This window comes from Pseudomonas sp. SCA2728.1_7 (assembly GCF_018138145.1).
Taxonomy (GTDB): domain Bacteria; phylum Pseudomonadota; class Gammaproteobacteria; order Pseudomonadales; family Pseudomonadaceae; genus Aquipseudomonas; species Aquipseudomonas koreensis_A.
In genome coordinates this window covers 651,791-676,658 of record NZ_CP073104.1, presented here as the reverse complement: position 1 = coordinate 676,658, position 24,868 = coordinate 651,791, and the positions used below count along the sequence as shown (strand labels likewise).

Annotated in this window: 22 protein-coding genes; 10 read left to right on the top strand and 12 right to left on the bottom strand. The window is 59.5% G+C overall.

The window, feature by feature from the left end:
- The first annotated feature begins 125 nt into the window (after positions 1-125).
- A complete protein-coding gene (locus KBP52_RS03005; RefSeq protein ID WP_212622009.1) occupies positions 126-1,232 on the top strand; it encodes an enoyl-CoA hydratase/isomerase family protein in 1,107 nt (368 codons plus the stop codon).
- A gap of 3 nt (positions 1,233-1,235) precedes the next feature.
- Positions 1,236-2,387, top strand: coding sequence for an acyl-CoA dehydrogenase family protein (locus KBP52_RS03000; RefSeq protein ID WP_003224706.1), 1,152 nt, complete (start codon positions 1,236-1,238; stop codon positions 2,385-2,387).
- 351 nt (positions 2,388-2,738) lie between these two features.
- On the opposite strand, the gene KBP52_RS02995 is transcribed toward KBP52_RS03000, so the two are convergent.
- The 6 genes from KBP52_RS02995 to KBP52_RS02970 all read right to left on the bottom strand — a co-directional run bounded on the left by KBP52_RS02995 (position 2,739) and on the right by KBP52_RS02970 (position 9,687).
- A complete protein-coding gene (locus KBP52_RS02995; protein ID WP_212622008.1) occupies positions 2,739-3,512 on the bottom strand; it encodes an enoyl-CoA hydratase in 774 nt (257 codons plus the stop codon).
- A 14-nt stretch (positions 3,513-3,526) separates the two neighbouring features.
- A complete protein-coding gene (locus KBP52_RS02990) occupies positions 3,527-4,654 on the bottom strand; it encodes an acyl-CoA dehydrogenase (RefSeq protein WP_007918873.1) in 1,128 nt (375 codons plus the stop codon).
- Positions 4,655-4,796: 142 nt separating this feature from the next.
- On the bottom strand, positions 4,797-5,990 hold the full coding sequence (locus KBP52_RS02985; RefSeq protein ID WP_212622007.1) for an acetyl-CoA C-acyltransferase: 1,194 nt from the start codon (positions 5,988-5,990) through the stop codon (positions 4,797-4,799).
- 12 nt (positions 5,991-6,002) lie between these two features.
- Positions 6,003-6,764 carry an SDR family NAD(P)-dependent oxidoreductase gene (locus tag KBP52_RS02980; protein WP_127927794.1) on the bottom strand — a complete coding sequence of 254 codons (762 nt, stop codon included), beginning with the start codon at positions 6,762-6,764 and terminating at the stop codon, positions 6,003-6,005.
- Between the two features lie 16 nt (positions 6,765-6,780).
- Positions 6,781-8,445 carry an AMP-binding protein gene (locus KBP52_RS02975; protein WP_212622006.1) on the bottom strand — a complete coding sequence of 555 codons (1,665 nt, stop codon included), beginning with the start codon at positions 8,443-8,445 and terminating at the stop codon, positions 6,781-6,783.
- A 225-nt stretch (positions 8,446-8,670) separates the two neighbouring features.
- Positions 8,671-9,687, bottom strand: a complete 1,017-nt coding sequence (locus KBP52_RS02970) for an AraC family transcriptional regulator (protein WP_212622005.1) — start codon at positions 9,685-9,687, stop codon at positions 8,671-8,673.
- Between the two features lie 291 nt (positions 9,688-9,978).
- Between KBP52_RS02970 and efeU the strand changes: the two genes are divergently transcribed.
- The 4 genes from efeU to efeO (KBP52_RS02950) are packed head-to-tail and all read left to right on the top strand — an operon-like array spanning position 9,979 to position 14,203.
- Positions 9,979-10,824, top strand: a complete 846-nt coding sequence (gene efeU, locus KBP52_RS02965; protein ID WP_212622004.1) for an iron uptake transporter permease EfeU — start codon at positions 9,979-9,981, stop codon at positions 10,822-10,824.
- Positions 10,825-10,832: 8 nt separating this feature from the next.
- Positions 10,833-12,032: an iron uptake system protein EfeO gene (gene efeO / locus KBP52_RS02960; RefSeq protein WP_212622003.1), complete on the top strand. Its 1,200-nt coding sequence runs from the start codon at positions 10,833-10,835 to the stop codon at positions 12,030-12,032.
- An 18-nt stretch (positions 12,033-12,050) separates the two neighbouring features.
- Positions 12,051-13,349, top strand: coding sequence for an iron uptake transporter deferrochelatase/peroxidase subunit (gene efeB, locus KBP52_RS02955; RefSeq protein WP_212622002.1), 1,299 nt, complete (start codon positions 12,051-12,053; stop codon positions 13,347-13,349).
- Between the two features lie 29 nt (positions 13,350-13,378).
- On the top strand, positions 13,379-14,203 hold the full coding sequence (gene efeO / locus KBP52_RS02950; RefSeq protein ID WP_212622001.1) for an iron uptake system protein EfeO: 825 nt from the start codon (positions 13,379-13,381) through the stop codon (positions 14,201-14,203).
- Between the two features lie 123 nt (positions 14,204-14,326).
- On the opposite strand, the gene pssA is transcribed toward efeO (KBP52_RS02950), so the two are convergent.
- Positions 14,327-15,670 carry a CDP-diacylglycerol--serine O-phosphatidyltransferase gene (gene pssA / locus KBP52_RS02945; protein ID WP_077572780.1) on the bottom strand — a complete coding sequence of 448 codons (1,344 nt, stop codon included), beginning with the start codon at positions 15,668-15,670 and terminating at the stop codon, positions 14,327-14,329.
- A 216-nt stretch (positions 15,671-15,886) separates the two neighbouring features.
- Here pssA and KBP52_RS02940 point away from each other — a divergent pair, with 216 nt between their 5' ends.
- Together KBP52_RS02940 and KBP52_RS02935 are read left to right on the top strand one after the other, a co-directional pair.
- Positions 15,887-16,450 carry a TetR family transcriptional regulator gene (locus KBP52_RS02940; RefSeq protein ID WP_212622000.1) on the top strand — a complete coding sequence of 188 codons (564 nt, stop codon included), beginning with the start codon at positions 15,887-15,889 and terminating at the stop codon, positions 16,448-16,450.
- A 55-nt stretch (positions 16,451-16,505) separates the two neighbouring features.
- Positions 16,506-16,985: a nuclear transport factor 2 family protein gene (locus KBP52_RS02935; protein ID WP_212621999.1), complete on the top strand. Its 480-nt coding sequence runs from the start codon at positions 16,506-16,508 to the stop codon at positions 16,983-16,985.
- A gap of 122 nt (positions 16,986-17,107) precedes the next feature.
- Here the strand turns inward: KBP52_RS02935 and sfnG are convergent, their stop codons facing one another.
- The gene (sfnG, locus tag KBP52_RS02930; protein WP_038361253.1) at positions 17,108-18,190 is read right to left on the bottom strand and encodes a dimethylsulfone monooxygenase SfnG; all 1,083 of its coding nucleotides are present in this window, start codon (positions 18,188-18,190) and stop codon (positions 17,108-17,110) included.
- 332 nt (positions 18,191-18,522) lie between these two features.
- Between sfnG and KBP52_RS02925 the strand changes: the two genes are divergently transcribed.
- On the top strand, positions 18,523-19,302 hold the full coding sequence (locus KBP52_RS02925; protein ID WP_212621998.1) for a TSUP family transporter: 780 nt from the start codon (positions 18,523-18,525) through the stop codon (positions 19,300-19,302).
- Here the strand turns inward: KBP52_RS02925 and nudC are convergent.
- The 4 genes from nudC to KBP52_RS02905 all read right to left on the bottom strand — a co-directional run bounded on the left by nudC (position 19,270) and on the right by KBP52_RS02905 (position 23,631).
- Positions 19,270-20,100, bottom strand: a complete 831-nt coding sequence (gene nudC / locus KBP52_RS02920; protein WP_122598156.1) for an NAD(+) diphosphatase — start codon at positions 20,098-20,100, stop codon at positions 19,270-19,272. The genes KBP52_RS02925 and nudC overlap by 33 nt on opposite strands.
- 6 nt (positions 20,101-20,106) lie before the next feature.
- On the bottom strand, positions 20,107-20,919 hold the full coding sequence (locus KBP52_RS02915) for a crotonase/enoyl-CoA hydratase family protein (protein WP_137216946.1): 813 nt from the start codon (positions 20,917-20,919) through the stop codon (positions 20,107-20,109).
- Between the two features lie 206 nt (positions 20,920-21,125).
- Positions 21,126-22,049, bottom strand: coding sequence for a magnesium transporter CorA family protein (locus KBP52_RS02910; protein ID WP_137216945.1), 924 nt, complete (start codon positions 22,047-22,049; stop codon positions 21,126-21,128).
- A gap of 7 nt (positions 22,050-22,056) precedes the next feature.
- Positions 22,057-23,631 (bottom strand): RimK family protein, encoded by a 1,575-nt coding sequence (locus tag KBP52_RS02905; RefSeq protein WP_249122246.1) that lies wholly within the window; start codon positions 23,629-23,631, stop codon positions 22,057-22,059.
- Between the two features lie 92 nt (positions 23,632-23,723).
- Between KBP52_RS02905 and KBP52_RS02900 the strand changes: the two genes are divergently transcribed.
- The gene (locus tag KBP52_RS02900) at positions 23,724-24,824 is read left to right on the top strand and encodes a GNAT family N-acetyltransferase/peptidase C39 family protein (RefSeq protein WP_212621997.1); all 1,101 of its coding nucleotides are present in this window, start codon (positions 23,724-23,726) and stop codon (positions 24,822-24,824) included.
- Positions 24,825-24,868: the final 44 nt, after the last annotated feature.

The window sequence follows — 24,868 nt, the reverse complement described above, 5'->3', positions numbered from 1 at the left end:
AAGGCAAAAACGCAAACTCCCCCTGCGAATATCCCGGTTGTACACGGCAAATTTGCACTGTTACGATCCGGTAACGCTCGCGCGCGAGCTTCTCGAATAAAGACAATAAAAGCAGGGAGTTACTGATGACAGCTCAGGCTTCATCCCAGCGGACACCGTCCATGGATGCCACGCAACACGAAGTGCTGGCCGACGTTCGCAACCACATCGGTCACCTGACCCTCAACCGCCCCGCCGGCCTCAATGCCATCACCCTCGACATGGTGCGTTTGCTGCAACAGCAGCTCGATGCCTGGGCGACTGACGCCGATGTCCACGCCGTTGTGCTGCGCGGTGCCGGTGAAAAAGCCTTCTGCGCCGGTGGCGATATTCGTTCGCTGTACGACAGTTTCAAAAGCGGCGACACGCTGCATGAAGATTTCTTTGTCGAGGAATACGCCCTCGACCTGACGATTCATCACTACCGCAAACCGGTGCTGGCGCTGATGGACGGTTTTGTCCTCGGCGGCGGCATGGGCCTGGTGCAAGGCGCCGATCTGCGCGTGGTCACCGAGAGGAGCCGCCTGGCGATGCCGGAAGTGGCCATCGGTTATTTCCCGGATGTCGGTGGCAGTTATTTCCTGCCGCGCATTCCCGGTGAGCTGGGGATTTACCTGGGCGTCAGCGGCGTGCAGATCCGTGCCGCCGATGCGCTGTATTGCGGCCTCGCCGACTGGTATCTGGACAGCAGCAAACTGGCGCTGCTCGATGAAAAACTCGATGTGATGGAGTGGCAGGACACGCCGCTGAAAGCGCTGCAGAACCTGCTGGCCAAACACGCCGTGCAGACCTTGCCCGATGCGCCACTTGAGACCTTGCGCCCGGCCATCGATCACTTTTTCGCCCTGCCGGACGTGCCGAGCATGGTCGAGCAATTGCGCGCGGTGACCGTCGCCGACAGCCACGAATGGGCGACCACCACCGCTGACTTGCTGGAAACCCGCTCGCCGCTGGCCATGGCCGTTACGCTGGAGATGCTCCGTCGTGGGCGCCATCTGAGCCTGGAACATTGCTTCGCTCTGGAGCTGCATCTGGATCGTCAGTGGTTCACCCGTGGCGACCTGATCGAAGGCGTGCGCGCGCTGCTGATCGATAAAGACAAGACACCGCGCTGGAACCCGCCGACCCTCGCTGCGCTGGACGCTAGGCATGTCGCGAGTTTCTTCCAAGGCTTTGATGAGAGCGGGAGCTGAGCCATGCACGATCTCGAATTGACTGAAGAACAAGTAATGATCCGCGACATGGCCCGGGACTTTGCCCGTGGTGAAATCGCACCCCATGCGCAGGCGTGGGAAAAGGCTGGCTGGATCGATGACGCGCTGGTCGCGAAGATGGGCGAACTGGGTTTGCTCGGCATGGTCGTCCCTGAAGAATGGGGTGGCACCTACGTCGATTACGTCGCCTATGCCTTGGCCGTGGAAGAGATTTCCGCGGGTGATGGCGCGACCGGCGCCTTCATGAGCATCCACAACTCGGTCGGCTGCGGCCCGGTGCTCAATTACGGCAGCGAAGCACAGAAACAGACCTGGCTGGCGGATCTGGCCAGCGGGCAAACCATCGGCTGCTTCTGCCTGACCGAGCCGCAGGCCGGCTCCGAAGCGCACAACCTGCGCACCCGCGCCGAACTGCGTGACGGCCAGTGGGTGATCAATGGCGCCAAGCAATTTGTCAGCAACGGCAAACGGGCGAAGCTGGCGATCGTGTTTGCGGTGACGGATCCGGATCTGGGCAAGAAAGGCATTTCGGCGTTTCTGGTGCCGACCGATACAGCGGGTTTCATCGTTGATCGCACCGAACACAAGATGGGCATCCGCGCTTCTGATACCTGCGCGGTGACGCTGAACAACTGCAGCATTCCCGAGGCCAACCTGCTCGGTGAGCGTGGCAAAGGTCTGGCGATTGCCCTGTCCAACCTTGAAGGCGGACGCATCGGCATCGCCGCTCAGGCTTTGGGTATCGCTCGGGCGGCGTTTGAAGCGGCGCTGGTGTATTCGCGCGATCGCATCCAGTTCGGCAAACCGATCAATGAGCACCAGAGCATCGCCAACCTGCTGGCCGACATGCACATGCAGATCAATGCGGCGCGGCTGATGATTCTGCATGCGGCGCGACTGCGGACGGCGGGCAAGCCGTGTTTGTCCGAGGCCTCACAGGCCAAGTTGTTTGCGTCGGAAATGGCCGAGAAGGTGTGTTCGTCGGCGATCCAGATTCATGGCGGGTATGGGTATCTGGAAGATTATCCGGTCGAGAAGTACTACCGCGATGCGCGGATTACCCAGATCTATGAAGGCTCGAGCGAGATTCAGCGGATGGTGATTGCGCGGGAGTTGAAGAACTATCAGTTGTAATGGTGTTGGCCCCTCTCCCTCACCCCAGCCCTCTCCCAGAGGGAGAGGGAGCCGACCGAAGTGTCTGGCGTTATCCATCGACCTGAAAGACCGGGTCGATTATGGATTCAATAAAGCACCTTCAGGTCGGCGTACCTCCGCAGCCTTCGCTCTCCGGGAAAGGGGGCCGACCGAGGTATCTGGCGTTATCCATCGACCTGAAAGACCGCGTCGATTATCGATTGGATAAACCAGGTCGATCAGGGATTCAGTAAAGTTCTTTCAGGTCGGCGCAGATCATCAATATCCCCCAATCAGTCCCCTCTCCCTCCGGGAGAGGGTTAGGGTGAGGGGCTTTTCGCTTTAGACGCGTTACTTGCCTTTGAACGCAGCCTCACGCTTGGCAATAAACGCCGCCATCCCTTCCTTCTGATCCTGCGTGGCAAACGCCGCATGGAACACCCGACGCTCGAAACGCACGCCTTCCGTCAGGTTCACTTCAAAGGCACGATTCACGCTCTCCTTGATCATCATCGCAATCGGCAGCGACTTGCTGGCAATCACCGCTGCAACCTTCAGCGCTTCGTCCAGCAACTCATCGCTCGGCACAATCCGCGCAACGATGCCGCAACGCTCGGCTTCTACCGCATCGATCAAGCGCCCGCTCAGGCACATCTCCATAGCCTTGGCTTTACCGACCGCGCGGGTCAGGCGCTGGGTGCCGCCCATCCCCGGCAACACGCCGAGGTTGATTTCCGGTTGGCCGAATCTGGCGTTGTCGCCAGCCAGAATAAAGTCGCACATCAACGCCAGTTCACAACCACCGCCAAGGGCGAAACCGTTAACGGCGGCGATGATCGGCTTACGGCGATTGGCCACGCGATCGCTGTCACTGAACAAGTCGTCCATGTAGATCTGCGGATAGGTCAGTTCGGCCATTTCCTTGATGTCGGCACCGGCGGCAAAGGCCTTTTTCGAACCGGTGAGGACGATGCAACCGATGTTCGCATCGGCTTCCAGCGCATCAAGGGCCTGATTCACTTCATGGACCAGTTGCGCATTCAGCGCATTCAACGCCTGCGGGCGGTTGAGGGTGATCAGGCCAACGCGGCCGTGTGTTTCGAGCAGAATGGTTTCGTAAGTCATAAACAAATTCCTTCTTAAAGATTGCGCGAAATGACCATGCGCTGAATATCGCTGGTGCCTTCGTAGATTTGGCAGACGCGCACGTCGCGGTAGATGCGCTCCAGCGGGAAGTCGTTGAGGTAACCGTATCCACCGAGAGTTTGCAACGCCATCGAGCAGACCTTTTCGGCCATTTCCGAAGCGAACAGTTTCGCCATGGAGGCCTCGACCAGCGCCGGTTGGCCGCTGTCGCGCAGGGCGGCGGCGTAATGCACCATCTGCCGGGCGACGGCAATTTGCGTGGCCATGTCGGCTAGGCGGAATGCTACGGCTTGATGCTCGATGATCGGCTTGCCGAAGGTGTCGCGCTCACGGGCGTAATCGCGCGCCGCTTCAAATGCGGCGCGGGCCATGCCCACCGATTGCGAGGCGATGCCAACGCGCCCGCCTTCAAGGTTGGCCAGAGCAATCTTGTAGCCCTCGCCCTCTTCACCCAGGCGGTTAGCCACCGGCACCTTCACATCCTCGAAAAGAATCTGGCAGGTGTCGGACGCGTGTTGACCGAGCTTGTCTTCGACGCGAGCGACTTTGTAGCCCGGCGAATCGGTCGGCACGATAAACGCAGTGATGCCGCGTTTGCCGGCACTCGGATCGGTCACCGCAAACACAATCACGATCCCGGCGTTTTGCCCGGAGGTGATGAACTGTTTGCAGCCATTCAGCACATAGTGATCACCTTCCAGCCGTGCACGGGTTTTCAGGCTGCTGGCGTCGGAACCGGCCTGCGGTTCGGTCAATGCGAAGGCGCCGAGCATGGCGCCGCTGGCCAATGGTTTTAGAAAACGTTCACGTTGATCATCGTTGCCGAACTTGAGGATCGGCACACAACCCACCGAGTTGTGCACGCTCATGATCGTCGAGCAGGCGCCGTCGCCGGCGGCGATTTCTTCCAGGGCCATGGCGTAGGCCAGATAACCGGTGTCGCAACCGCCCCACTGCTCCGGCACGAGCATGCCGAAGAAGCCCAGCTCGGCCATCTCGCCGATGGCTTCCTTGGGGAAACGGTGCTCGCGATCCCACTCGGCGGCGAACGGCTTGAGGCGTTCCTCAGCGAACTGCCGGGCCATGTCGCGGATCTGGGTTTGGTCTTCGTTGGGAATCATGGTGAATCCTTAAATATCAGTCGCACCGCTTTCCCTGTAGGAGTGAGCCTGCTCGCGATAGCGGTGGATCAGACAGATCATTATTGACTGAAAAGACGCTATCGCGAGCAGGCTCACTCCTACAAGGGGATTGGTGTTGGGCTCAGTAAAGGCATTCCACAGCCATGGCCGTGGCTTCGCCGCCGCCAATGCAGATCGCCGCGATACCGCGTTTGAGCTTCTTCTGGCGCAGCGCCGACAGCAACGTCACCAGAATCCGCGCCCCCGACGCACCGATCGGATGACCCAAAGCACAAGCACCGCCATTCACATTCAACTTGTCATGGGGGATTTCCAGATGCGTCATCGCCGCCATGCCGACCACGGCAAACGCCTCGTTGACTTCAAACAGATCAACATCACCCAGCGACCAACCGGTTTTCTTGATCAGTTTCTTGATCGCACCAATCGGCGCCACCGGGAACAGGCCCGGGGTATCAGCGAACGCGGCGTGGCCATGAATTACGGCCAGCGGTGTCAGCCCGAGTTTTTGCGCCTGCGACTGACGCATCAGCACCAGCGCCGCCGCGCCGTCAGAAATCGAACTGGAGTTCGCCGCTGTCACCGTGCCGCCTTCGCGGAACGCCGGTTTCAGCGAGGCGATCTTGTCCAGTTTGGCTTTCGGCGGTTGCTCGTCATGGCTGATCAGCACCTGCTCTTTGCCGACGGTCACGGTCAGCGGGACGATCTCGTCCTTGAAGCTGCCGTCCTTGATCGCCTGCTGCGCGCGGGTGGTCGAGGTGATGGCAAAGGCGTCTTGCGCTTCACGGCTGAAGTGGTTGGTCTCGGCGCAATCCTCGGCGAAGGTGCCCATCAAGCGGCCCTTGTCGTAAGCGTCTTCGAGGCCGTCGAGGAACATCGAGTCAAGCACGCGGCCATGGCCCATGCGGTAACCGGCGCGCGCGCGATCCAGCAGATACGGTGAGTTGGACATGCTTTCCATGCCACCGGCAATCACCACATCGGCGCTGCCAGCGATCAGCATGTCGTGAGCGAGAATGGTGGTTTCCATGCCCGAGCCGCACATCTTGTTGACCGTGGTGCAACGGGTCGATTTATCCAGCCCGGCGCCCAATGCCGCTTGGCGTGCAGGTGCCTGGCCGAGGCCCGCAGGCAGTACGCAACCGAACAGCACTTCATCAACCGCGTCGCTGGCGACACCGGCGCGCTCAACCGCAGCCTTGATCGCCGCAGCACCGAGTTGCGGTGCGGTGAGGCTTTTCAGTTCGCCCTGAAAACCGCCCATGGGCGTGCGCACGGCGCTGACGATAACAATCGGATCGTTGGAAATAGTCATGACAAATCCTCCTTACTTGGCGGCCATGCGCAAGGCGCCGTCGAGACGGATCACCTCGCCGTTGAGCATGCTGTTTTCGATGATATGCCGAACCAGTGCGGCGTACTCGGCAGGCTTGCCCAGGCGCGGCGGGAACGGCACGCCGGCGGCCAGCGAATCACGCACTTCCGGGGTCATGCCGGCCATCATCGGGGTTTCGAAAATGCCCGGTGCGATGGTCATCACGCGGATGCCGAAACGCGCCAGTTCGCGGGCGGCCGGCAGGGTCAGGCTGGCGATCGCGCCTTTCGAAGCGGAATATGCCGCTTGACCGATCTGACCGTCGAACGCCGCCACAGATGCAGTGTTGATGATCACTCCGCGTTCGCCATCAGCGTTTGGCTCGGATTCGGCAATCGCCGCAGCAGCCAGACGCAGCATATTGAAGCTGCCGATCAGGTTGACGTTGATCACCTGAGCAAAGCTGCTCAGCGCATGCGGGCCGTTCTTGCCGAGGATCTTCTCGCCACGGACGATGCCGGCGCAGTTGACCAGACCATTGAGGCTGCCGAAGGCCTTGACCGTCGCCTGCACAGCGGCTTCGGCAGCGGCTTCGTTGCTGATATCGGCAACCACGCTTTGCGCGCCCAAACGCTGAGCCTGCGCGGCCACCGCTTCGGCATTCATGTCCACCAGCATCACTTTGGCGCCGGCACTCACCAGCAATTCAGCGGTAGCCGCACCGAGGCCGGATGCGCCGCCGGTAACGATAAAAACCTTGTTTTCGATCTGCATGACTGGACTTCCTGATTCAAGCTGAAACGTTATGCGCCGCGGCCTCTTGAGCCTTGGCGATTTCCTGGTTGCGCAAGATAAAGCGCTGCAATTTGCCACTCGGGGTCTTGGGCAATTCGCTGACAAATTCGATTTCACGCGGGTACGAATGCGCGGCCAGACGCTTGCGTACGTGTTGGCGCAGCTCTTCGGCCAGCTCCGGCGCGGCACGGTATTGCGCGCTCAGCACGACGAAGGCTTTGACCAGTTCGGTGCGTTCCGGATCGGGTTTGCCGACCACCGCCGCTTCAACCACCGCCGGGTGTTCGATCAGCGCACTTTCCACGTCGAACGGGCCAACGCGGTAGCCGGAGGTGGTGATCACGTCATCGCTGCGACCGACGAAACTGATGCTGCCGTCCGGGTTCCATTCGACGGTGTCGCCGCTCAGGTAGTAATCACCGACGAAGGCTTTGGTTGGCGCGCCTTCGTAACCGCCGAACCAGCACATCGGCGATTGCGGCCGGTCGATGGCGAGGATGCCCGGCTGGCCGACGCCGAGTTCGTTGTACTGATCGTCGAGTACGACTATACGGTGGCCCGGCGATGCGAAACCGGCGGCGCCGACATGAACCGCGTGGTCGAGACCGTGGTGGTTGCACAGCACCATGCCCAGCTCGGTCTGGCCGTAATGGTCGTGGATCACCACGTTGAGGTTGTCGGCAAACCAGCGGATCACTTCCGGGTTCAGCGGCTCGCCGGCACTGCTGACGATGCGCAGTTTGCCTTTGATCGACTTGGCGAACTCGTCACCGCCAGCAATCAGCAAGCGATAAGCCGTTGGCGATCCGGTGAGATTGGTGATGCCGTATTTGTTGATCACCCGGCAGGTGCTTTCGAGAGTGAACGGGCCATCGTAGAAGGTGATCGGGTGGCCCATCGACAGCGGACCGGTCACACCGAAATAGATGCCGTAAGCCCAGCCCGGATCGGCGACGTTCCAGAATGAATCTTCCGGGCGCAGATCGACGGCATCGCGGGTGTAGCTCTGGAAGGCGACGATGGCTTTTAGCGGTACTGACAGGGCTTTCGACGGGCCGGTGGTGCCGGACGTGAACATCAACAGGAACGGGTCTTCTCCGGTCAGCATGACCGGCTCGCAGACGTTGGAATAGTTGGCCAGTTCGGCCCAGAAGCTGAAATCACCTCGGACAATGCCCTGGCCTTTGGCGCCGCCGACGGTAACGAGCGTCGGGCAATCGGCGACTTCAGCGAGTTTCGGCCGGTTGACCGCGTCGGTGACCACGACTTTGGCGCCGGAACTGTTCAGGCGATGTTCGAGGGCTTTCGGGCCGAACGCGGTGAACAGCGGTTGATACACCGCGCCGATGCGCCAGGTGGCCAACACGGTGATGAGCAATTCAACGTTGCGCGGCAACAGCCCGGCGACTTTGTCACCTTTCTGCACGCCTTGGGCGAGAAGGAAATTGGCGAAACGCGCGGCTTTGTCCTGCAGCTCGCTGAACGTGTACGTCGCGCTGGCGCCATCGCGGCCTTCCCAGAACAGCGCAATGCGCCCCGGCAAGGCATGGCGGTCGCAGCACTCGACGCAGGCGTTAAGCGCCGCAAGCGTACCGCTGAGCGCGGCATCCACGGTGTGCTGATAGTTGAACTGTGCGGTGGCAGACAAGTAATCGCGCATTGCCAGAATCCCTCTGTTTTTTATTAGGCTGGGAAGCGTAAACAACAGAGGGATAGTCGCGCTGTGCGGGGGCTGGGGCAATGGTCAAAGCTATCAATGTGGCTGACTGGTTTGGCCATGCCTCAAGTTTTTTGTTGCATGGACTGGCGTTATCGCGAGCAGGCTCACTCCTACAGGGGAACGCATTTCAAATGTAGGAGTGAGCCTGCTCGCGATAGCGCCAGATCAGACAACCTCATTCAGGATCAGCGTGCGGTAATGGCCCGGATTCGACCCCGACCACTTGCGAAACGCCTTGTAGAACGAACTCGCATCAGCAAACCCCAAACGCGCGGCAATCTCGACAAAACTGATAGAAGGTTCCGCCAGCCAGACAATGGCCAACTCCTTGCGCACGCTGTCTTTGAGGCCTTGATAGGTCTGACCTTCCTCCGCCAGGCGCCGGCGCAAGGTCGAAGCGGACATACACAGTTGCTGGGCCAACGCTTCGGTTTCCGGCCACTGCTCGGCGGGCAGTTGCCGTAGATCCTGTTTGATCCGGCTGGCGAGACTTTCGGGATCGCGGTACTTGACCAGTATGTTGGCCGGGGCGTGGGCGAGAAAGCGTTTCAATTCCTCGGCGGTGCGCTTGATCGGCAGATCGAGGCAATCCGCCGAGAAGATCATCCGCGTACGAGGCCGATCAAAACGCAGGTTTTCCGAGAACATCACCCGATAGTCATCGGTGAATTCCGGCTCGGGACAGCGCAGTTCGATGGCCAGAATCGGAATGCGTCGCCCGGCCAGCCAGCAGGCTACGCCGTGGACAATCATCCAGTAGGTGAAATAGGTAAAGGCGCGGCGCGGCTCGGGATCGTCTTCGAGCAAGACGATTTCCGCCAGACTTTGCTGATGCACCAGTTGCGCCGGCATGCGCTCCAGCATCAGTGAGAGAAAACTCAACCCCGTGCTCAAACCCGCTGCGAGTGTCGGTTGCGCCATGGCGCTGCGACAGAGGAATTCAAGGCTGCCGGACTTGAGCTTGCGCGGGTCCATGCCGAAAAACTCGTCATCACCACGGCGGGCCAGCAGGCGCCAGAGTCTGGCGTATTGCGACGCCGGTACCCGGCCGTGGTCGGTTTGCAGCAACGCCGGATCGATCCCGACCTTGTTCAAGGCTTCTTCCGTGGCCACGCCCGGGGCACAACTTTGCAGCAGCGCTTCACGCACCAGTTGCACGGCGATGGTGTCTTTTTCCGACATGGAGCGCGGTGAACCTTGTTGTTTTTGAGTGGTGGGCATCTTACCGCAGGTGGCGAATTCAACACGAACCCCCTGTAGGCCTTCGCTTGCTCGCGATAGCGGTGGGTCTGAAAAATCAGCGCTGACTGACACGACGCCATCGCGAGCAGGCTCGCTCCCACAGGGTTCTGTGCTGGGGCAAAAAACAGGTTGTTCAGCTTGCGTTCAGGTTTATGTCAATCAATGTCATGTGAGAATGACTTTCATTATGTTACAACTTGTAACCTCTTCGAATGACTTGTTGGATACCGAATGCTCGTTCCCTTCCTGATCATGCTGCGCGAAGGCATTGAAGCCGCGCTGATCGTTGGCATTATCGCCAGTTACCTCCAGCAAACCGGCCGTGGTCAATGGATGCCCGCCGTGTGGATCGGCGTATTTCTCGCCGCCGCTCTCGCCCTGCTGGTCGGCGGTGGTCTGGAACTGGTCAGTGCCGAATTCCCGCAAAAGCAGCAGGAGCTGTTCGAAGGCATCGTCGGCCTGGTCGCCGTGGGCATTCTCAGCTCGATGGTGTTCTGGATGCGCAAGGTCGCGCGCTCGATCAAGCATTCGCTACAAGCCTCGCTGGATCAGGCACTGACTTCTTCGAAACACCAAGTGATCGCCTTGATCGCGATGGTCTTTTTCGCCGTCGCCCGTGAAGGCCTGGAGACGGTGTTTTTCCTGCTTGCGGTGTTCCAGCAAAGCGAAGGCCCGGGCGCGCCGATCGGTGCCCTGCTCGGGCTGATTCTGGCGATCATCGTCGGCTTCCTGATCTACAGCGGCAGCATGCGCCTCAACCTTTCGGCGTTCTTCAAGTGGACCGGACTGTTCATTCTGGTGGTTGCCGCCGGGATTCTCGCCAACTCGGTGCAAGCGCTGCATGAAGCCGGGCTGTGGAATCACCTGCAAACCGTGCTCTTCGACTTCAGCGCGACGCTGCCAATGGACGGCCCGTTGGGCTCGGTGCTGGCCGGCATGTTCGGTTATCAAGATGCGCCGACCGTCAGCACCCTCGGTGCGTATCTGCTTTATCTGCTGGTGGCGCTGGTGATGTTCTTTTACCCGGCTCCCGCGCCGAAGCCCTCCGCACAATCGTCTTCCGTTTCCAGCCAATAAGGGCATTCATGTCAAAGCCTAATACTCCTCAGGCCTCCCCTCCTCGCGCCTTGCGTTGGGCGGTGGCCGGTTCGGTGGTGGTGATGATCGCCGCCGGTGGTATGTTTTATTACGCCTCGAAAATGGCTGCGGCCAAGCGTCAGCACAACCACGATGAAGTGGTGGTGAACATTCATCCCGGCAGTTGCGAACCCAGCGCGCTGACGGTGCCGGCCGGCCGCGCCAGCTTCCGCATCGTCAACCGTTCTGACCGCGCGGTGGAATGGGAAATTCTCAACGGCGTGCTCGTCGTTGAGGAGCGCGAAAACATCGCGCCGGGCCTGAGTCAGGTCATCAATGCCAATCTGCAGCCCGGCGATTACGCGATCACCTGCGGCCTGCTGAGCAACCCGCGCGGCACGCTGCAGGTGACGCCGACGGCCGCTTCTGATGCTGCCGCGAAGGCCAAACCGTCGATGGTCGCTTTCGTCGGGCCGCTGTCGGAATTCCGCGTGTACCTGGCCAGCCAAAGCAGCGCGCTGACCAAAGCTGTGACGGCACTCAATCAAGCCATCGAAAGTGGCGATCTGAGCCAGGCGCAGGCGCTGTACCTGCCGGCACGTGCGGCTTATCAACGTCTGGCCCCTGCCGCGCAACGCTTGGCCGAACTGGACAACAGCATCAACGCCCGCGCCGATTATTTCGAAAAACGCGAGCAGGATCCGGCGTTCGTCGGCTTCCACCGCCTCGAATACGCCCTGTTCCAGCAACGCAAACTCGACGAACTGACGCCGGTCGCCCAGCGCTTGCTCAGCGACGTCACCACGCTCAAACAACAACTGCTCGCGCAGAGCCTGCCACCCGAACAACTGGTCAGCATCATCGTGCGCAACCTCAACACCCTGTCCGACGTCCGTGCTGCCAGCGGTGAAGAAGAACGCTACAGCCACAGCGACCTCAACGGTTTCGCTGCCAACGCGCAAACCGCACACAAAGTCGTCGACCTGCTGCGGCCAATGCTGAGCAAGTCGGCGGCCGAGCTGTTGCCGAACATCGACAAGGCACTGGCGGATTTCGACAGCGAACTCGACAGCTACAAGATCAAGGACGGCTACGCCAGCTACGACGCCATCAGCGGCGCACAACGCAAGCAGATCGCCGACAAGGCCCAGGCTCTGGCCGACGCATTGGATGGCATCGATCCCGCCCTCGGCCTCTCCGGCCTGTAAGCAGAAGACGAATTCCCGATGAAAGATATCGAACCACTCAACCTGCAACGTCGCCGTGTCTTGATGGGCATGGGCGCCGCCGGTGTCGCCCTCGCCGGGTCCGCCTTGAGCTGCCCGGCCATGGCTGCCGCGCCTGCGCAAGTCACCGAAGCACCGAGCAGCGACAAAACCGAAGACCGCCACGATTTCCACGGCGTGCATCAGACCGGCATCGTCACCCCGCGCCCGGCCTCGGGCATGCTGGTTTCCTTCGACGTATTGGCCAGTGATCGCGAAGACCTTGAGCGGCTTTTCCGCACCCTCAACGAGCGCATCGCGTTTCTGATGAAGGGCGGCCCGGTCGCACAGATCGACCCGAAATTGCCGCCGCCGGACTCCGGCATCCTCGGCCCGAACGTGACGCCGGACAACCTGACCATCACCGTTTCCGTCGGCGAATCGCTGTTCGACGAGCGCTTCGGTCTGGCCGAGGCCAAACCCAAACGGCTGATCCGTATGGTCGGTTTCCCCAACGATGCGCTGGATGCCGATTACTGCCACGGCGACCTGAGCCTGCAGTTCTGCTCGAACACCGCCGACACCAACATCCACGCCCTGCGCGACATTGTCAAAAACCTCCCTGATCTGTTGCTGGTGCGCTGGAAACAGGAAGGCAGCGTACCGCCGCAAGCCCCGGCGAAACCCGGTGTGCCGGCACAATCGGCGCGCAACTTCCTCGGTTTCCGCGACGGCTCGGCCAACCCGGATTCCAACGATGGCAAAGCCATGGATCGCCTGGTCTGGGTGCAACCGGGCAGCGACGAGCCGGCCTGGGCTGCGCATGGCAGCTATCAAGCGGTGCGGATCATCCGCAACTTCGTCGAGCGCTGGGATCGCACGCCGCTGCAGGAGCAGGAAAGCATTCTTGGCCGGGTCAAAACCACCGGTGCACCGATGGGTGGCCAGCATGAAAGCGAAGTCCCGGACTACAGCAAGGACCCGGCGGGCAAGCTGACCAAACTCGACGCGCACATTCGTCTGGCCAACCCGCGCACCGCCGCGAGCCAGGCCAACCTGATCCTGCGCCGGCCGTTCAACTACTCCAACGGCGTGAACAAGAACGGTCAGCTCGACATGGGCCTGCTGTTCATCTGTTACCAGGCCGATCTGGAAAAAGGCTTCATCACCGTGCAGACCCGCCTCAACGGCGAACCACTGGAGGAATACCTCAAACCGGTCGGCGGCGGTTATTTCTTCACCCTGCCGGGTGTCACCGGCGACAAGGATTTCATCGGTCGCTCGTTGCTCAACGCCACACAACCGAAAACCGCTGCCTGAAACAACATCTCAACACTGGAGCCGCCCCCATGAAAAAGACGCCACTCGCGCTATTGCTGACCCTTGGTTTGCTCAACACCCCGCTGTCGGCATTCGCCGCGACAGCACCGCTGGATCTGGTCGGGCCGGTTTCGGACTACAAGATTTACGTCACCGAACAACTCGATGAACTGGGCAGCCACACCCAGCAATTCACCGATGCGGTAAAGAAAGGCGACCTCGCCACCGCGCAAAAACTCTACGCGCCGACCCGCGTTTACTACGAGTCGATCGAGCCGATTGCCGAGCTGTTCAGTGACCTCGATGCGTCCATCGACTCGCGCGTCGACGACCATGAAAAAGGCGTTAAAGCTGAAGACTTCACCGGTTTCCACCGCATCGAATACTCGCTGTTCTCGGAGAAAAGTACTCAGGGCCTGAACGAGCTGGCGGACAAGCTCAACAGCGACGTCAAAGACCTGCAGACTCGCGTGGCTGGCCTGACTTTCCCGCCTGAGAAAGTCGTCGGTGGTGCCGCTGCGCTGCTGGAAGAAGTCGCCGCGACCAAGATCTCCGGCGAAGAAGATCGCTACAGCCACACCGACCTGTATGACTTCCAGGGCAACATCGACGGTGCGAAGAAAATCGTTGATCTGTTCCGTCCGCAGATCGAGCAGCAGGACAAGGCTTTTGTCGCGAAGGTCGACAAGAACTTTGCCACCGTCGACAAGATTCTGGCCAAGTACAAGACCAAGGATGGTGGTTTCGAGACGTATGACAAGGTGAAGGATAACGACCGCAAAGCGCTGGTTGGGCCGGTGAATACGCTGGCGGAAGACCTGTCCACGTTGCGTGGCAAGCTGGGTCTGAATTAAGTTTTGTAGCGCCTGTTGAGGCCCTATCGCGAGCAGGCTCACTCCTACATTAGGAATGCATTCCCCTGTAGGAGTGAGCCTGCTCGCGAAGGCATTTTCAGCCACACAAAATAATCTGAAGGTTTACAGAATCCGGTAGAGCAACCGCTCAATCCGCACCCGGCTAACGCGCTTGAGAAACTTGGCCACCCCGGCCGGGTATTCCGGCAACGTTTCCAGAGTCTGGAAGCTGTCGATCCGCGTGGTATGGCGGAAAATCTCTTCCAGTTCCTTCGCCCGCGGCTCCAGCCATTCGCCTTTCGGGTCATCGATCAACAACGCGTTTTCAAGATCCAGGCGGAACGCCCGTGGATTGAGGTTGTTGCCGGTCAGCAGCGTATAGCGCTGATCGATCCACATGCCCTTGAGGTGATAGGTGTTGTCACCATCACGCCACAAGTGCAGGTTCAACTGACCGCTGTCGATGTTGCGCTGATGCCGTTTGGCGAAGCGGCGCAGGCTGATCTCGTACAGATACGGCAGCGCCGCGATCACCTTGAACGGCTCGCTCGGCGGGATATAAAAGTCATTGGCGGTCTTGTCGCCGACGACGATGTCGATCTTCACGCCTCGGGCCAGCGCGCGGTTGATCTCACGGATCACGCCCAGCGGCAGGTTGAAGTATGGCGTGCAGATGGTCAGTTGCTTTTGCGCGCTGGCGATCAACTCAAGAATCGCCCGGTTCAACGGGTTTTTCTTGCCCACACCCAGCAAAGGTGTAACGGACAGACCGTCTCTGGCGGTGGTGCCCGTGGCGGTGTCGTAAGTGGCGTACTTCAGACGGCTGCGCAGATCACCGATGTCGTTGCGCAGGCTACGCGTGGTCGGCAGGTTTGGCAGATCCAGGCGATGCACCGCTTTCGATTCGATCAGGCCGTGCTTGACCAGGTGATGCATCGAGTCGGCCAGTTCGCGGCTTTGCAGGACGTGATAACGGTCGAAACGGTACTTGTCGAACTTGTGCAGGTAAACGTTGTTCAGGCTCGCACCGCTGTAGACCACGCAGTCGTCGATCACAAAGCCCTTCAGATGCAGCACGCCGAACAGCTCGCGGGTCTGCACCGGCACGCCGTACACCGGCACTTCGCTTTGGTGCGTGCGAGTCATTTCCTGATACCACGCCGAGTTGCCCGGCTGCTTGCCGGCGCCGATCAGCCCGCGCTGGGCACGCAACCAGTCGACCACCACGGCGATTTCCAGCTCGGGACGCTTGAGCTTGGCGGCGTGGAGTGCATCGAGGATTTCCTGACCGGCTTCGTCTTGTTGCAGATACAGCGCAACGATGTAGATGCGCTGGGTCGCGGCCGCGATTTTCTCGAGCAGGCAACGGCGGAACTCGGCGGCGCCGGACAGAATAGTCACGGCCTCGGCGGTCAGCGGAAAGCTGCGCAGTTTAGGCAGCAAGGAACGTTTGAAAAGCAACGGCATAGGGCTCGCAATGGGTCGAATCCGAAGAACCCGAGAGCTTACACCATCGCATCCTTCGGGTCTTGTTAGTGTCTGTAATGCCCCCTTCGCGAGCAGGCTCGCTCCCACAGGGGAATGCATTTCAACTGTGGGAGCGAGCCTGCTCGCGAAGGCAATTTCACAGCCGATAAAAATACCCGCTTGACCAAGGAGAACAATCGTTCTACTGTTCGCCACATGAACGAAATCACTAGCAACGACACACGCGACATCATTCTGGATGTCGCCGAAAAGTTGATCTACAAAAGTGGCATCGCTGCCACCAGCATGGATCTTCTGGTGAAAACCGCCGGCGTCTCCAGAAAAAGCATCTACCGTTACTTTGCCGACAAAGACGCCCTGACCGTTGCCGCTCTGCAACGCCGTGACGTGCGCTGGATGCACTGGTACAGAAGCGCTGTCGATCAGGCCGAAACCCCGGCCGATCGCCTGCTCAACCTGTTTACCGTGCTCAAGAGCTGGTTTGCCTCCGAAGGCTTTCGCGGCTGCGCCTTCATCAACACCAGCGGCGAGACCGGCGACCCGCAGGACCCGGTGCGCCTGGTCGCCAAAGAACACAAACAGAAGCTGCTCGACTACGTGTGCGAGCTGTGTACCGAACATGGTGCCGAGGATCCGCAACTGCTGGCCAAACAGCTGCTGATCCTGATTGACGGTGCCATTACCGTAGCGCTTGTGATGGGTGATCACAGTGCCGCCGATAATGCGCAATGCATGGCGCGAAAGTTATTGGACCTGTAACGCCTTAATAAGCCGGACAAGTTGTTTTAACCGTTAACTATTTCGGGAGACTGATATGTCTACTGCAGCCCAGGTACGTCCGCCATTGCCGCCCTTCAACCGTGAATCGGCCATCGAAAAAGTTCGTCTGGCCGAGGATGGCTGGAACTCCCGCGACCCGGAACGGGTATCGCTGGCTTACACCCTCGACACTAAATGGCGCAACCGCGCCGAATTCGCCAACAACCGCGAAGAAGCCAAGGCGTTTCTGACCCGTAAATGGGCGAAGGAACTGGATTATCGTTTGATCAAGGAGCTGTGGGCTTACTCGGATACCCGCATCGCTGTGCGTTACGCCTATGAATGGCACGATGATTCGGGCAACTGGTTCCGCTCTTATGGCAATGAAAACTGGGAATTCGATGTACAGGGCCTGATGTTCCAGCGCTACGCGTGCATCAATGACATGCCGATCAAGGAAAGCGAGCGCAAGTTCCACTGGCCGCTGGGCCGGCGCCCGGATGATCATCCGGGACTGTCTGACCTCGGTCTCTAAGCCAACACAGATCCAATTGTAGGAGTGAGCCTGCTCGCGATAGCGGTGTGTCAGTCAACATATAAGTTGAATGTTCAGACGCCATCGCGAGCAGGCTCACTCCTACAGGGGATGTGTGGGGTTCAAGCTACGGCGGCAGTCTTCTCGGCCTCCAGCTCGCGAACGAGCGGCAACACCCGCCGCCCGAAATATTCGACCTCTTCCTGAAAATGCAGAAACCCCGCCAACACCAGATCCACACCCACCGCTTTCAACGCCACGATCCGTTCGGCAATCTGCAGCGGCGTGCCAATCAGATTGGTCTTGAAACCATCGTTGTATTGCACCAGATCCTCAAACGTCGATTTTGCCCAGTTGCCCTCTCCTTCCGGCGATGCCCGGCCCGCCTGCTTCGCTGCATCGCCGAAGGCGTTCACGGCTTCCGGGTCAGCCTGATCGATGATCTGCGCAAGCACGGCGCGCGCTTCTTCTTCGGTATCACGGGCGATGACAAACGCGTTGACGCCAACTTTCACCGAATGATTATTCGCCGCTGCTTTGGCACGAATATCGTCGACCTGCGCCTTGATCCCTTCAACGCTGTTGCCATTGGTGAAATACCAGTCCGACACCCGCGCGGCCATGTCCCGCGCCGCACGGGAACTGCCGCCCTGAAAGATTTCCGGACGGCCCAGCGGTTTCGGTTTCAGGCTGTAATTGTCGAAGCGATAGAAGTCGCCGCGAAAGGTGAAGTTGTCCTGACTCCACACGCCGCGCAATGAACGAATGAACTCTTCGGAACGACGATAACGCTCGTCGTGCTCCAGCCAATGTTCGCCGATGGCCTGGAACTCGCCTTTGAACCAGCCACTGACAATGTTCACCGCGATGCGGCCATTGGTGAGTTGGTCGATGGTCGCCAGCTGTTTTGCGGCCAACGCCGGTTGCCACGGACCGGGCAGGATCGCGGCGATCACCTTGAGTTTGCTGGTGGCCGCGAGTAACGCGTGGCTGAACGCGACTGACTCATGCTGAAACTCGGCACCGTAACCGGCGGTGAAACGAATCTGCGTCAGCGCATATTCGAACCCGGCGGCTTCGGCGATCTGCGCCAGTTTGCGGTTGTAGTCGATGCCCCAATCGGTGCGCTGTTCGATCTTGCTGACCACCAGCCCACCGCTGACGTTCGGCACCCAGTAGGCAAATTTAACGGCTTGCTGACTCATTGGCGTGTCCTCGGGACATTTGCGGAGATGGGAGTGGTAGAGCAGCAAGCGTGCCAGGGTTGGAGTGCCTGGTTTTGTTGGTTTTTTCGATTGTGCAGATGTTTTGCACAAGGAGATTTGTTGTCTGGGTGTCGGGTGGGCAACAGTGGGTGACGGGGTGGCCGGACTGGCGTCATCGCGAGCAGGCTCACTCCTACGTTTTGGAATGCGTTCCCCTGTAGGAGTGAGCCTGCTCGCGATTGGGCTTTACGGGTCGCCGCAACAGTTGGAAATGAGTAACATGACCGCCCTCCCCGCAGCCAAATCTGCGCCCTGCCGAATAAGCCGATTCCATGCCTTTCGAACTCAGCGTTGACCTCACCACCCTCGCCATTCTGGCCCTTGTCGCTTTCATAGCCGGTTTCATCGATGCCATCGCCGGCGGTGGCGGTCTGTTGACCACGCCTGCACTGCTGACGGCCGGCCTGCCACCGCATCTGGTACTCGGCACCAACAAGTTGAGCTCGACCTTCGGTTCGGCCACCGCCAGTTTCACCTTCTACAAACGCAAGCTGTTCCACCCTCGACAGTGGACGCATGCGATTGTCGGCACTTTGATCGGCGCACTGACCGGTGCCGTCGTCGCCCATTACCTGCCGGCCGAATGGCTGAACAAGATGCTCCCGGTGATCGTCTTCGCCTGTGGCTTGTACCTGCTATTCGGCGGCACGCCAAAAGCGCCGCTTGACAGCGACGCCCCGATCAAAAAGAAATGGCAATCGACCCAAGGCTTCAGCCTCGGTTTCTACGATGGCGTGGCCGGTCCCGGCACTGGCGCATTCTGGACGGTGAGCAGCCTGCTGCTTTACCCGATCGATCTGGTCAAAGCCAGCGGTGTGGCGCGCAGCATGAACTTCGTCAGCAACATTGCGGCGCTGTCGGTGTTCGTGTTTTCCGGGCAGGTGGACTGGATCATCGGCCTGAGCATGGGCCTGTCGGTGATGGTCGGCGCGTTCTTTGGCGCGCGCACCGCGATCAGCGGCGGCGCCAAGTTCATTCGCCCGGTGTTCATCACCGTGGTGCTGGGTTTGACCGTGCGCCTAGCCTGGCAGCACTGGTTCAGCGTGGCCTAAGCGCCGCGCCACGTAGACGTCGATCAGGTAACGGGCAATCGACTTGGACGCCGGCAACGGCGGCAGATCGTGCACGTTGAACCACTGGGCGTCTTCGATCTCGTCTTCCTGACAGACAATCTCGCCACCGGCGTATTCGGCATGGAAGCCGAGCATCATCGAATGCGGGAACGGCCAGCACTGACTGCCCATGTACTGGATGTTCTGCACCTCGATCTGCACTTCCTCGCGTACTTCCCGAATCAGGCAATCCTCGGCCGACTCGCCAGGTTCAGCGAACCCGGCCAGCGTGCTGTAAACCCCGGTGACAAACCGTGGTGAGCGCGCCAGCAGGATCTCGTCGCCACGGGTAATCAGCACGATCATGCTCGGCGAAATGCGCGGATAACTGCGCAGGTCGCACGGCTGGCAATACATCGCCCGCTCACGCGGTACCTGCGTCATCGCTTGGCCGCAGTTGCCGCAGAAGCGATGTTCGCGCGCCCAGGTGCCAATCTGCGCGGCGTAACCGAGCACTTTGTAGATGGTGTGATCGCCATCGAGCATGAACGCCCGCAGACCTTTCCAGTTGCAACCCGGCACCTCACTGGCACTGCGCAACTCCAACAGGTACACCGGCTCACCATCGAGATGGCCAATGCCGTGCTCGGCGAGAACTGACAAGTCCTGACGCTTGAGCCATTCCCGTGGGAACAGCGCGCCGTTGTCGTCGAACAAAAAGCCTTCCGGGCTGCGCGCCACGGCCCAGCCGCCGGGTTGATCGGTGTCCAGTACTGCAGTGGTCCAGCGAGATGTCATGGTTTCTCAGTCCAGAAATTCGGGTTTCTGTTTGCTCATATGGGCGGCCATGGCCACGCGCAAGTCGGTGGATTGCAACATGGCGGCGTTCCAGGTGGCAACGTATTCGAGACCGTCGTCGATGCGATGGTCGCGCATGTAGCTGATCATTTCCTTGGTGCCGGTAACCGCAATCGGTGACTTCGAAGCGATCTCGCGAGCGATGTCCAGCACGCCTTCGAGCAGCGCGTCCTTGTCGCTGTAGACGCGATTGACCAGGCCAATGCTGCGCGCTTCGTCAGCGCCGAAGGTGCGACCGGTGTAAGCCAGTTCACGCAGCATGCCGTCCCCGATGATCCGTGGCAACCGTTGCAAAGTGCCAACATCGGCGGCCATGCCGATATCGATTTCCTTGATCGAGAATTGCGCGTCTTCGGCGGCGTAGCGCATGTCGCACGCGGCGATCAGATCGATCGCGCCGCCCAGGCAGTAACCCTGAATGGCCGCGAGTACCGGTTTGCGGCAGTTGTCGACGGCGTTGAACGAGGCTTGCAGGGTCAGAATTTTTTTACGCAGCAGGCGCGCGTTGCGGCCGACGTCCTTGCCCAGTTCATTGGCGACGCCGGCGAGCATCATCAGGTCGATGCCGGAGGAAAAGTGTTTACCATTGCCGCTGAGCACCACCACGCGCACTTCGTCGGTGTCGTCGATCCACTGGAAGATCTCGACGATCTCGCTCCAGAACGCGGCGTTCATCGAGTTGATCTTTTCCGGGCGATTGATCTGCACATGGGCGATGTTGTCGGCCAGTTCGACGCTGAAGGCGGAGTATTGAGTCATGGCAGTGATCCTTTACCGGGCTGAAAATGAGGCCCGAACTATAACAAGGCATCACAGTGGCGGTTCGGCCAAATGCGGGACTGTCTTGAGTTTTACTTCGCCTGTACTGACCTCTTCGCGAGCAGGCTCGCTCCCACCCTGTTGAAATGCATTTTCCCCTGTGGGAGCGAGCCTGCTCGCGAAAGCGTTCGATCAGTCACTACAAATCATCTGGCCAAACGCCGCAACCCAAACAACATCCCCCCCGCCCCCAACAACATCACCGCCAGAAACAACGGATAGGAAACCCACCACGGCGTCCCCGCCGTCATCATGCTGAACTCCGACATGCCACCAATACTGGCAATCAGGTTCAACGGCAGAAACACCACGTTGATCAATGTCAGTTTGCGCAGCAGGTTGTTCATGCTGTTGTTCATCAGATTGCCGCGCGCATCGATCAACCCGGAAAACACCGTGGAGTAGATTTCCGCCTGCTTGTAGCACTGGTTGTTTTCGATGATCAGGTCGTCGATCAGGCCAATCGCCTCACTGCCGAAATGCTGCTTCTCGGCATGATTGCGCAGGCGGGTCAGCACCGCGCCGTTGCTGTGCAGCGCGTTGATGTAATAGATCAGGCTTTCGCTGAGGTTGAACATCTGCACCAAGTGCTGGTTCTGCATCGATGCATTGAATTTCTGCTGCAGCTCGCGGGCGACCAGTTTGATCACCTTCAGGTGCCCGAGGTAGTGGTGGATGTTGTTGAACAGCAGGTCGAGCAAGACATCCAGCGGCGTATTCAGCGGCTGGCGGGTGCCGAGGCCGTGCAGCGGCGTGTCGTCGGTGGCGATCACCAGCAATTGCCCCGGCGCGAACAGCAATCCGCAGGACGACACCTCAAATGCCAGCGTGCCGCCACCGGAATAGTTTTCCGGGCGCTTCCAGATCAGGAACAAATGGTCGGGGTGAAACTCGATGCGCGAGACCTCGTCCGGATCCAGCGCTGACTCCAGTGCATGCTCATCGACCTTGAAATGACTGTGTAGCAAATCGCGTTCGGCAACATCAGGGTTGCTGAAAAGCATCACCTCGGCGTCCAGTCGTTCGACCCGCTGCAGGGCGCCGTGGCTCAGTGCAAAGCTGTTGATCATCGGCGCATCACCAGGCCTGACCGCGACGCTTGAGTTCCAGACGGCGCACGAATTCTTCCAGCACCAGTGAATACAGATCGTCGTGCAAATAGGCGTCTTCAATGCCGGCGTCGAGGTTGGGGTTGTCGTTGACTTCGATCACCACCACTTTGTCGCCGGCCTGCTTCAGATCGACGCCGTAGAGGCCGTCGCCGATCAGGTTGGCGGTCTTCACCGCCAGTTCCACTACAGCGCGTGGCGCCTCGTGGATCGCCATCGTCCGGCATTCGCCGTTGACGTCCTGACCCTTGGCCTTGTGGTTGTAGATTTGCCAGTGGCCCTTGGACATGAAGTATTGGCAGGCGAAGATCGGTTTGCGGTTGAGTACACCGATACGCCAGTCGTACTCGGTGTAGAAAAACTCCTGAGCCAGCAGCAACACCGAGTGTTCGAACAGTTCGGCGGTGGCTTCGAGCAAGGCCTGCTGACTTTCGACCTTGATCACGCCACGGGAAAAACAACCGTCGGGGATTTTCAATACCAGCGGAAAGCCAAGGCGCTCGCCCACGCGCTCGAAGTCTTCGGGTCGCTCCTTGTAGAGAATTTCGGTGGCGGGCATGCCCAGTTGATGGCTGTTGAGCAAGTCCGTCAGGTAGACCTTGTTGGTGCAGCGGAGAATCGATGTCGGGTCGTCCATTACCACCAGACCTTCGCTCTCGGCCTTCTTGGCGAAGCGATAGGTGTGGCTGTCGACGCTGGTGGTCTCGCGGATCAGCAGGCCGTCGTACTCGGCGAGACGTGCGTAATCCTTGCGTTCAATCAGTTCGACATCGATGCCCATGCCCTTGCCGACCCGGACGAAATTCGTCAGTGCCTTGGCATTGGATGGCGGCAAAGCTTCTTGTGGATCGTGCAGTATCGCCAGGTCGTAACGCGCTACTTGCGGCGAGCGCGGTACACGCCAGACTTTACGGCTGAAACCGTCCAGCGCATTGGCGAACTGATCTTCCTGATCATCGCGCAACTTGTGCAGGGCACCTGACTTTATCCATTCGATGTGCCAGCCGTTAGTTCGACGGAACTCAACTAACAGAATCGGACAGGGAAACACTTCAAACAACTGCCGTGCCAGATCCTGTAATGGCTCGATATGTGTTCGGCCAAAATACAGGGTCAGAGTAAAGCCTTCGGTATCACTGTAGAGATGATGACTGAGGGCTTTCTCCAGGGTTTTATCGAGATCGTCCAGCGCCAGGCCGTAGAGTGATTTTTTCGTCAGCTCGCTGATGGTGCGCACCGACGGAATCACCTTGTGCCCCCGCGCTTCGGCGAGCAACGAGCAGTAGTAGCCGTGGCCCAGGTACTTGTAGCTGCGACACAGGTTGATCACCTGCATGCGCTTGCCCGGTTCGCTGTCACAGCTGTGCTCGAGGTATTCCTGCGCCGTCAGGATGTCTTCGCTGGGGAAATATGAAGCCCAGTCTTCCTTGCGTTCGACAATAATCAAAACCTGACTGGATGTTTTAATCGCTGATTTTAAATAAGTTGCCGCCGGCAAACTTTGCTCGGATACTTCGCGCCAATGACCCTGTACCGCTGACATAGAGATTGATCCGTTGGAGAACAAGACCTTTTCTATTAAGCACGAAGTTTTTCGAAAGTCTCGTTTCGTTACGCAACTTTTACGGTGGTCATATGAAGGCTGTTTTTCGTTTGGCGGTAGTTGAAGACTTGCCGGCGCTGCTGGCGCTGGAAATGCAATGTTTCACCACGGACCGGCTCACCAGTCGCAGCTTTCAGTGGATGATCACCCGCGCTCACGGGCAGTTGCTGGTGGCGGAGTGCGATGGCCAACTGCTGGGCTATGCGTTGGTGTTGTTTCATCGCGGTACTTCGCTCGCGCGGCTGTATTCCATCGCGATCGCGGTTGAGGCGCGCGGCACCGGCCTGGGCAAGGCAATGCTGCAGCGCATTGAGGCGCTGGCGCTGGAACACGACTGCGCGTACCTGCGCCTGGAAGTGCGCCTCGACAACCCTGCGGCCATCGCGCTGTACGAGCGCAATGGCTACCGGCGTTTTGCGCTGATTCACGATTACTACGAAGACCACGCCGATGCGCTGCGGTTGGAGAAACGCATTCTTCAGCACCGCGACTCGCGCAGCATCAAGGTGCCCTACTACCGGCAAACCACCGATTTCACCTGTGGCCCGGCGTGCCTGCTGATGGCCATGGGTGCTCTGCAATCGGAACGTTTACTGGAGCGTCGAGAAGAACTGCAGATCTGGCGGGAAGCAACCACGGTGTTCATGACCTCCGGCCATGGCGGGTGCAGCCCGCAGGGATTGGCGTTGGCGGCGTGGCGTCGAGGCTACAAGGTGGGTTTGCAACTGAGCCTGGCCGGGCCATTGTTTCTCGACGGTGTGCGGGATGCGCATAAAAAAGACGTCATGCGCCTCGTGCACGAAGAGTTCACGGCGCAATTGCAGGAGACCGATGTTGAGTGTTTGATCGGTGCGTCTCTGGATCTGCCGCGACTGCTGGACGCCGGTGGACAGCCACTGGTGTTGATCAGCAGCTATCGACTGACGCGCTCCAAGTCGCCGCACTGGGTGGTCGTGACCGATTGCGATGAGGATTTTGTTTATCTGCATGACCCGGATGTCGACCATAGCCAGCATCGACAGCCCATGGATTGCCAGCACGTGCCGGTCAGTCATGGGGAGTTCGAGAAAATGTGCCGGTTTGGCCGGGGTAAACTGCGTGCGGCGGTGGTGCTGTATTCCCGCGAAACGTAAGCGTCCACATGTAGGAGTTGCCGAAGGCTGCGATCTTTTGATTT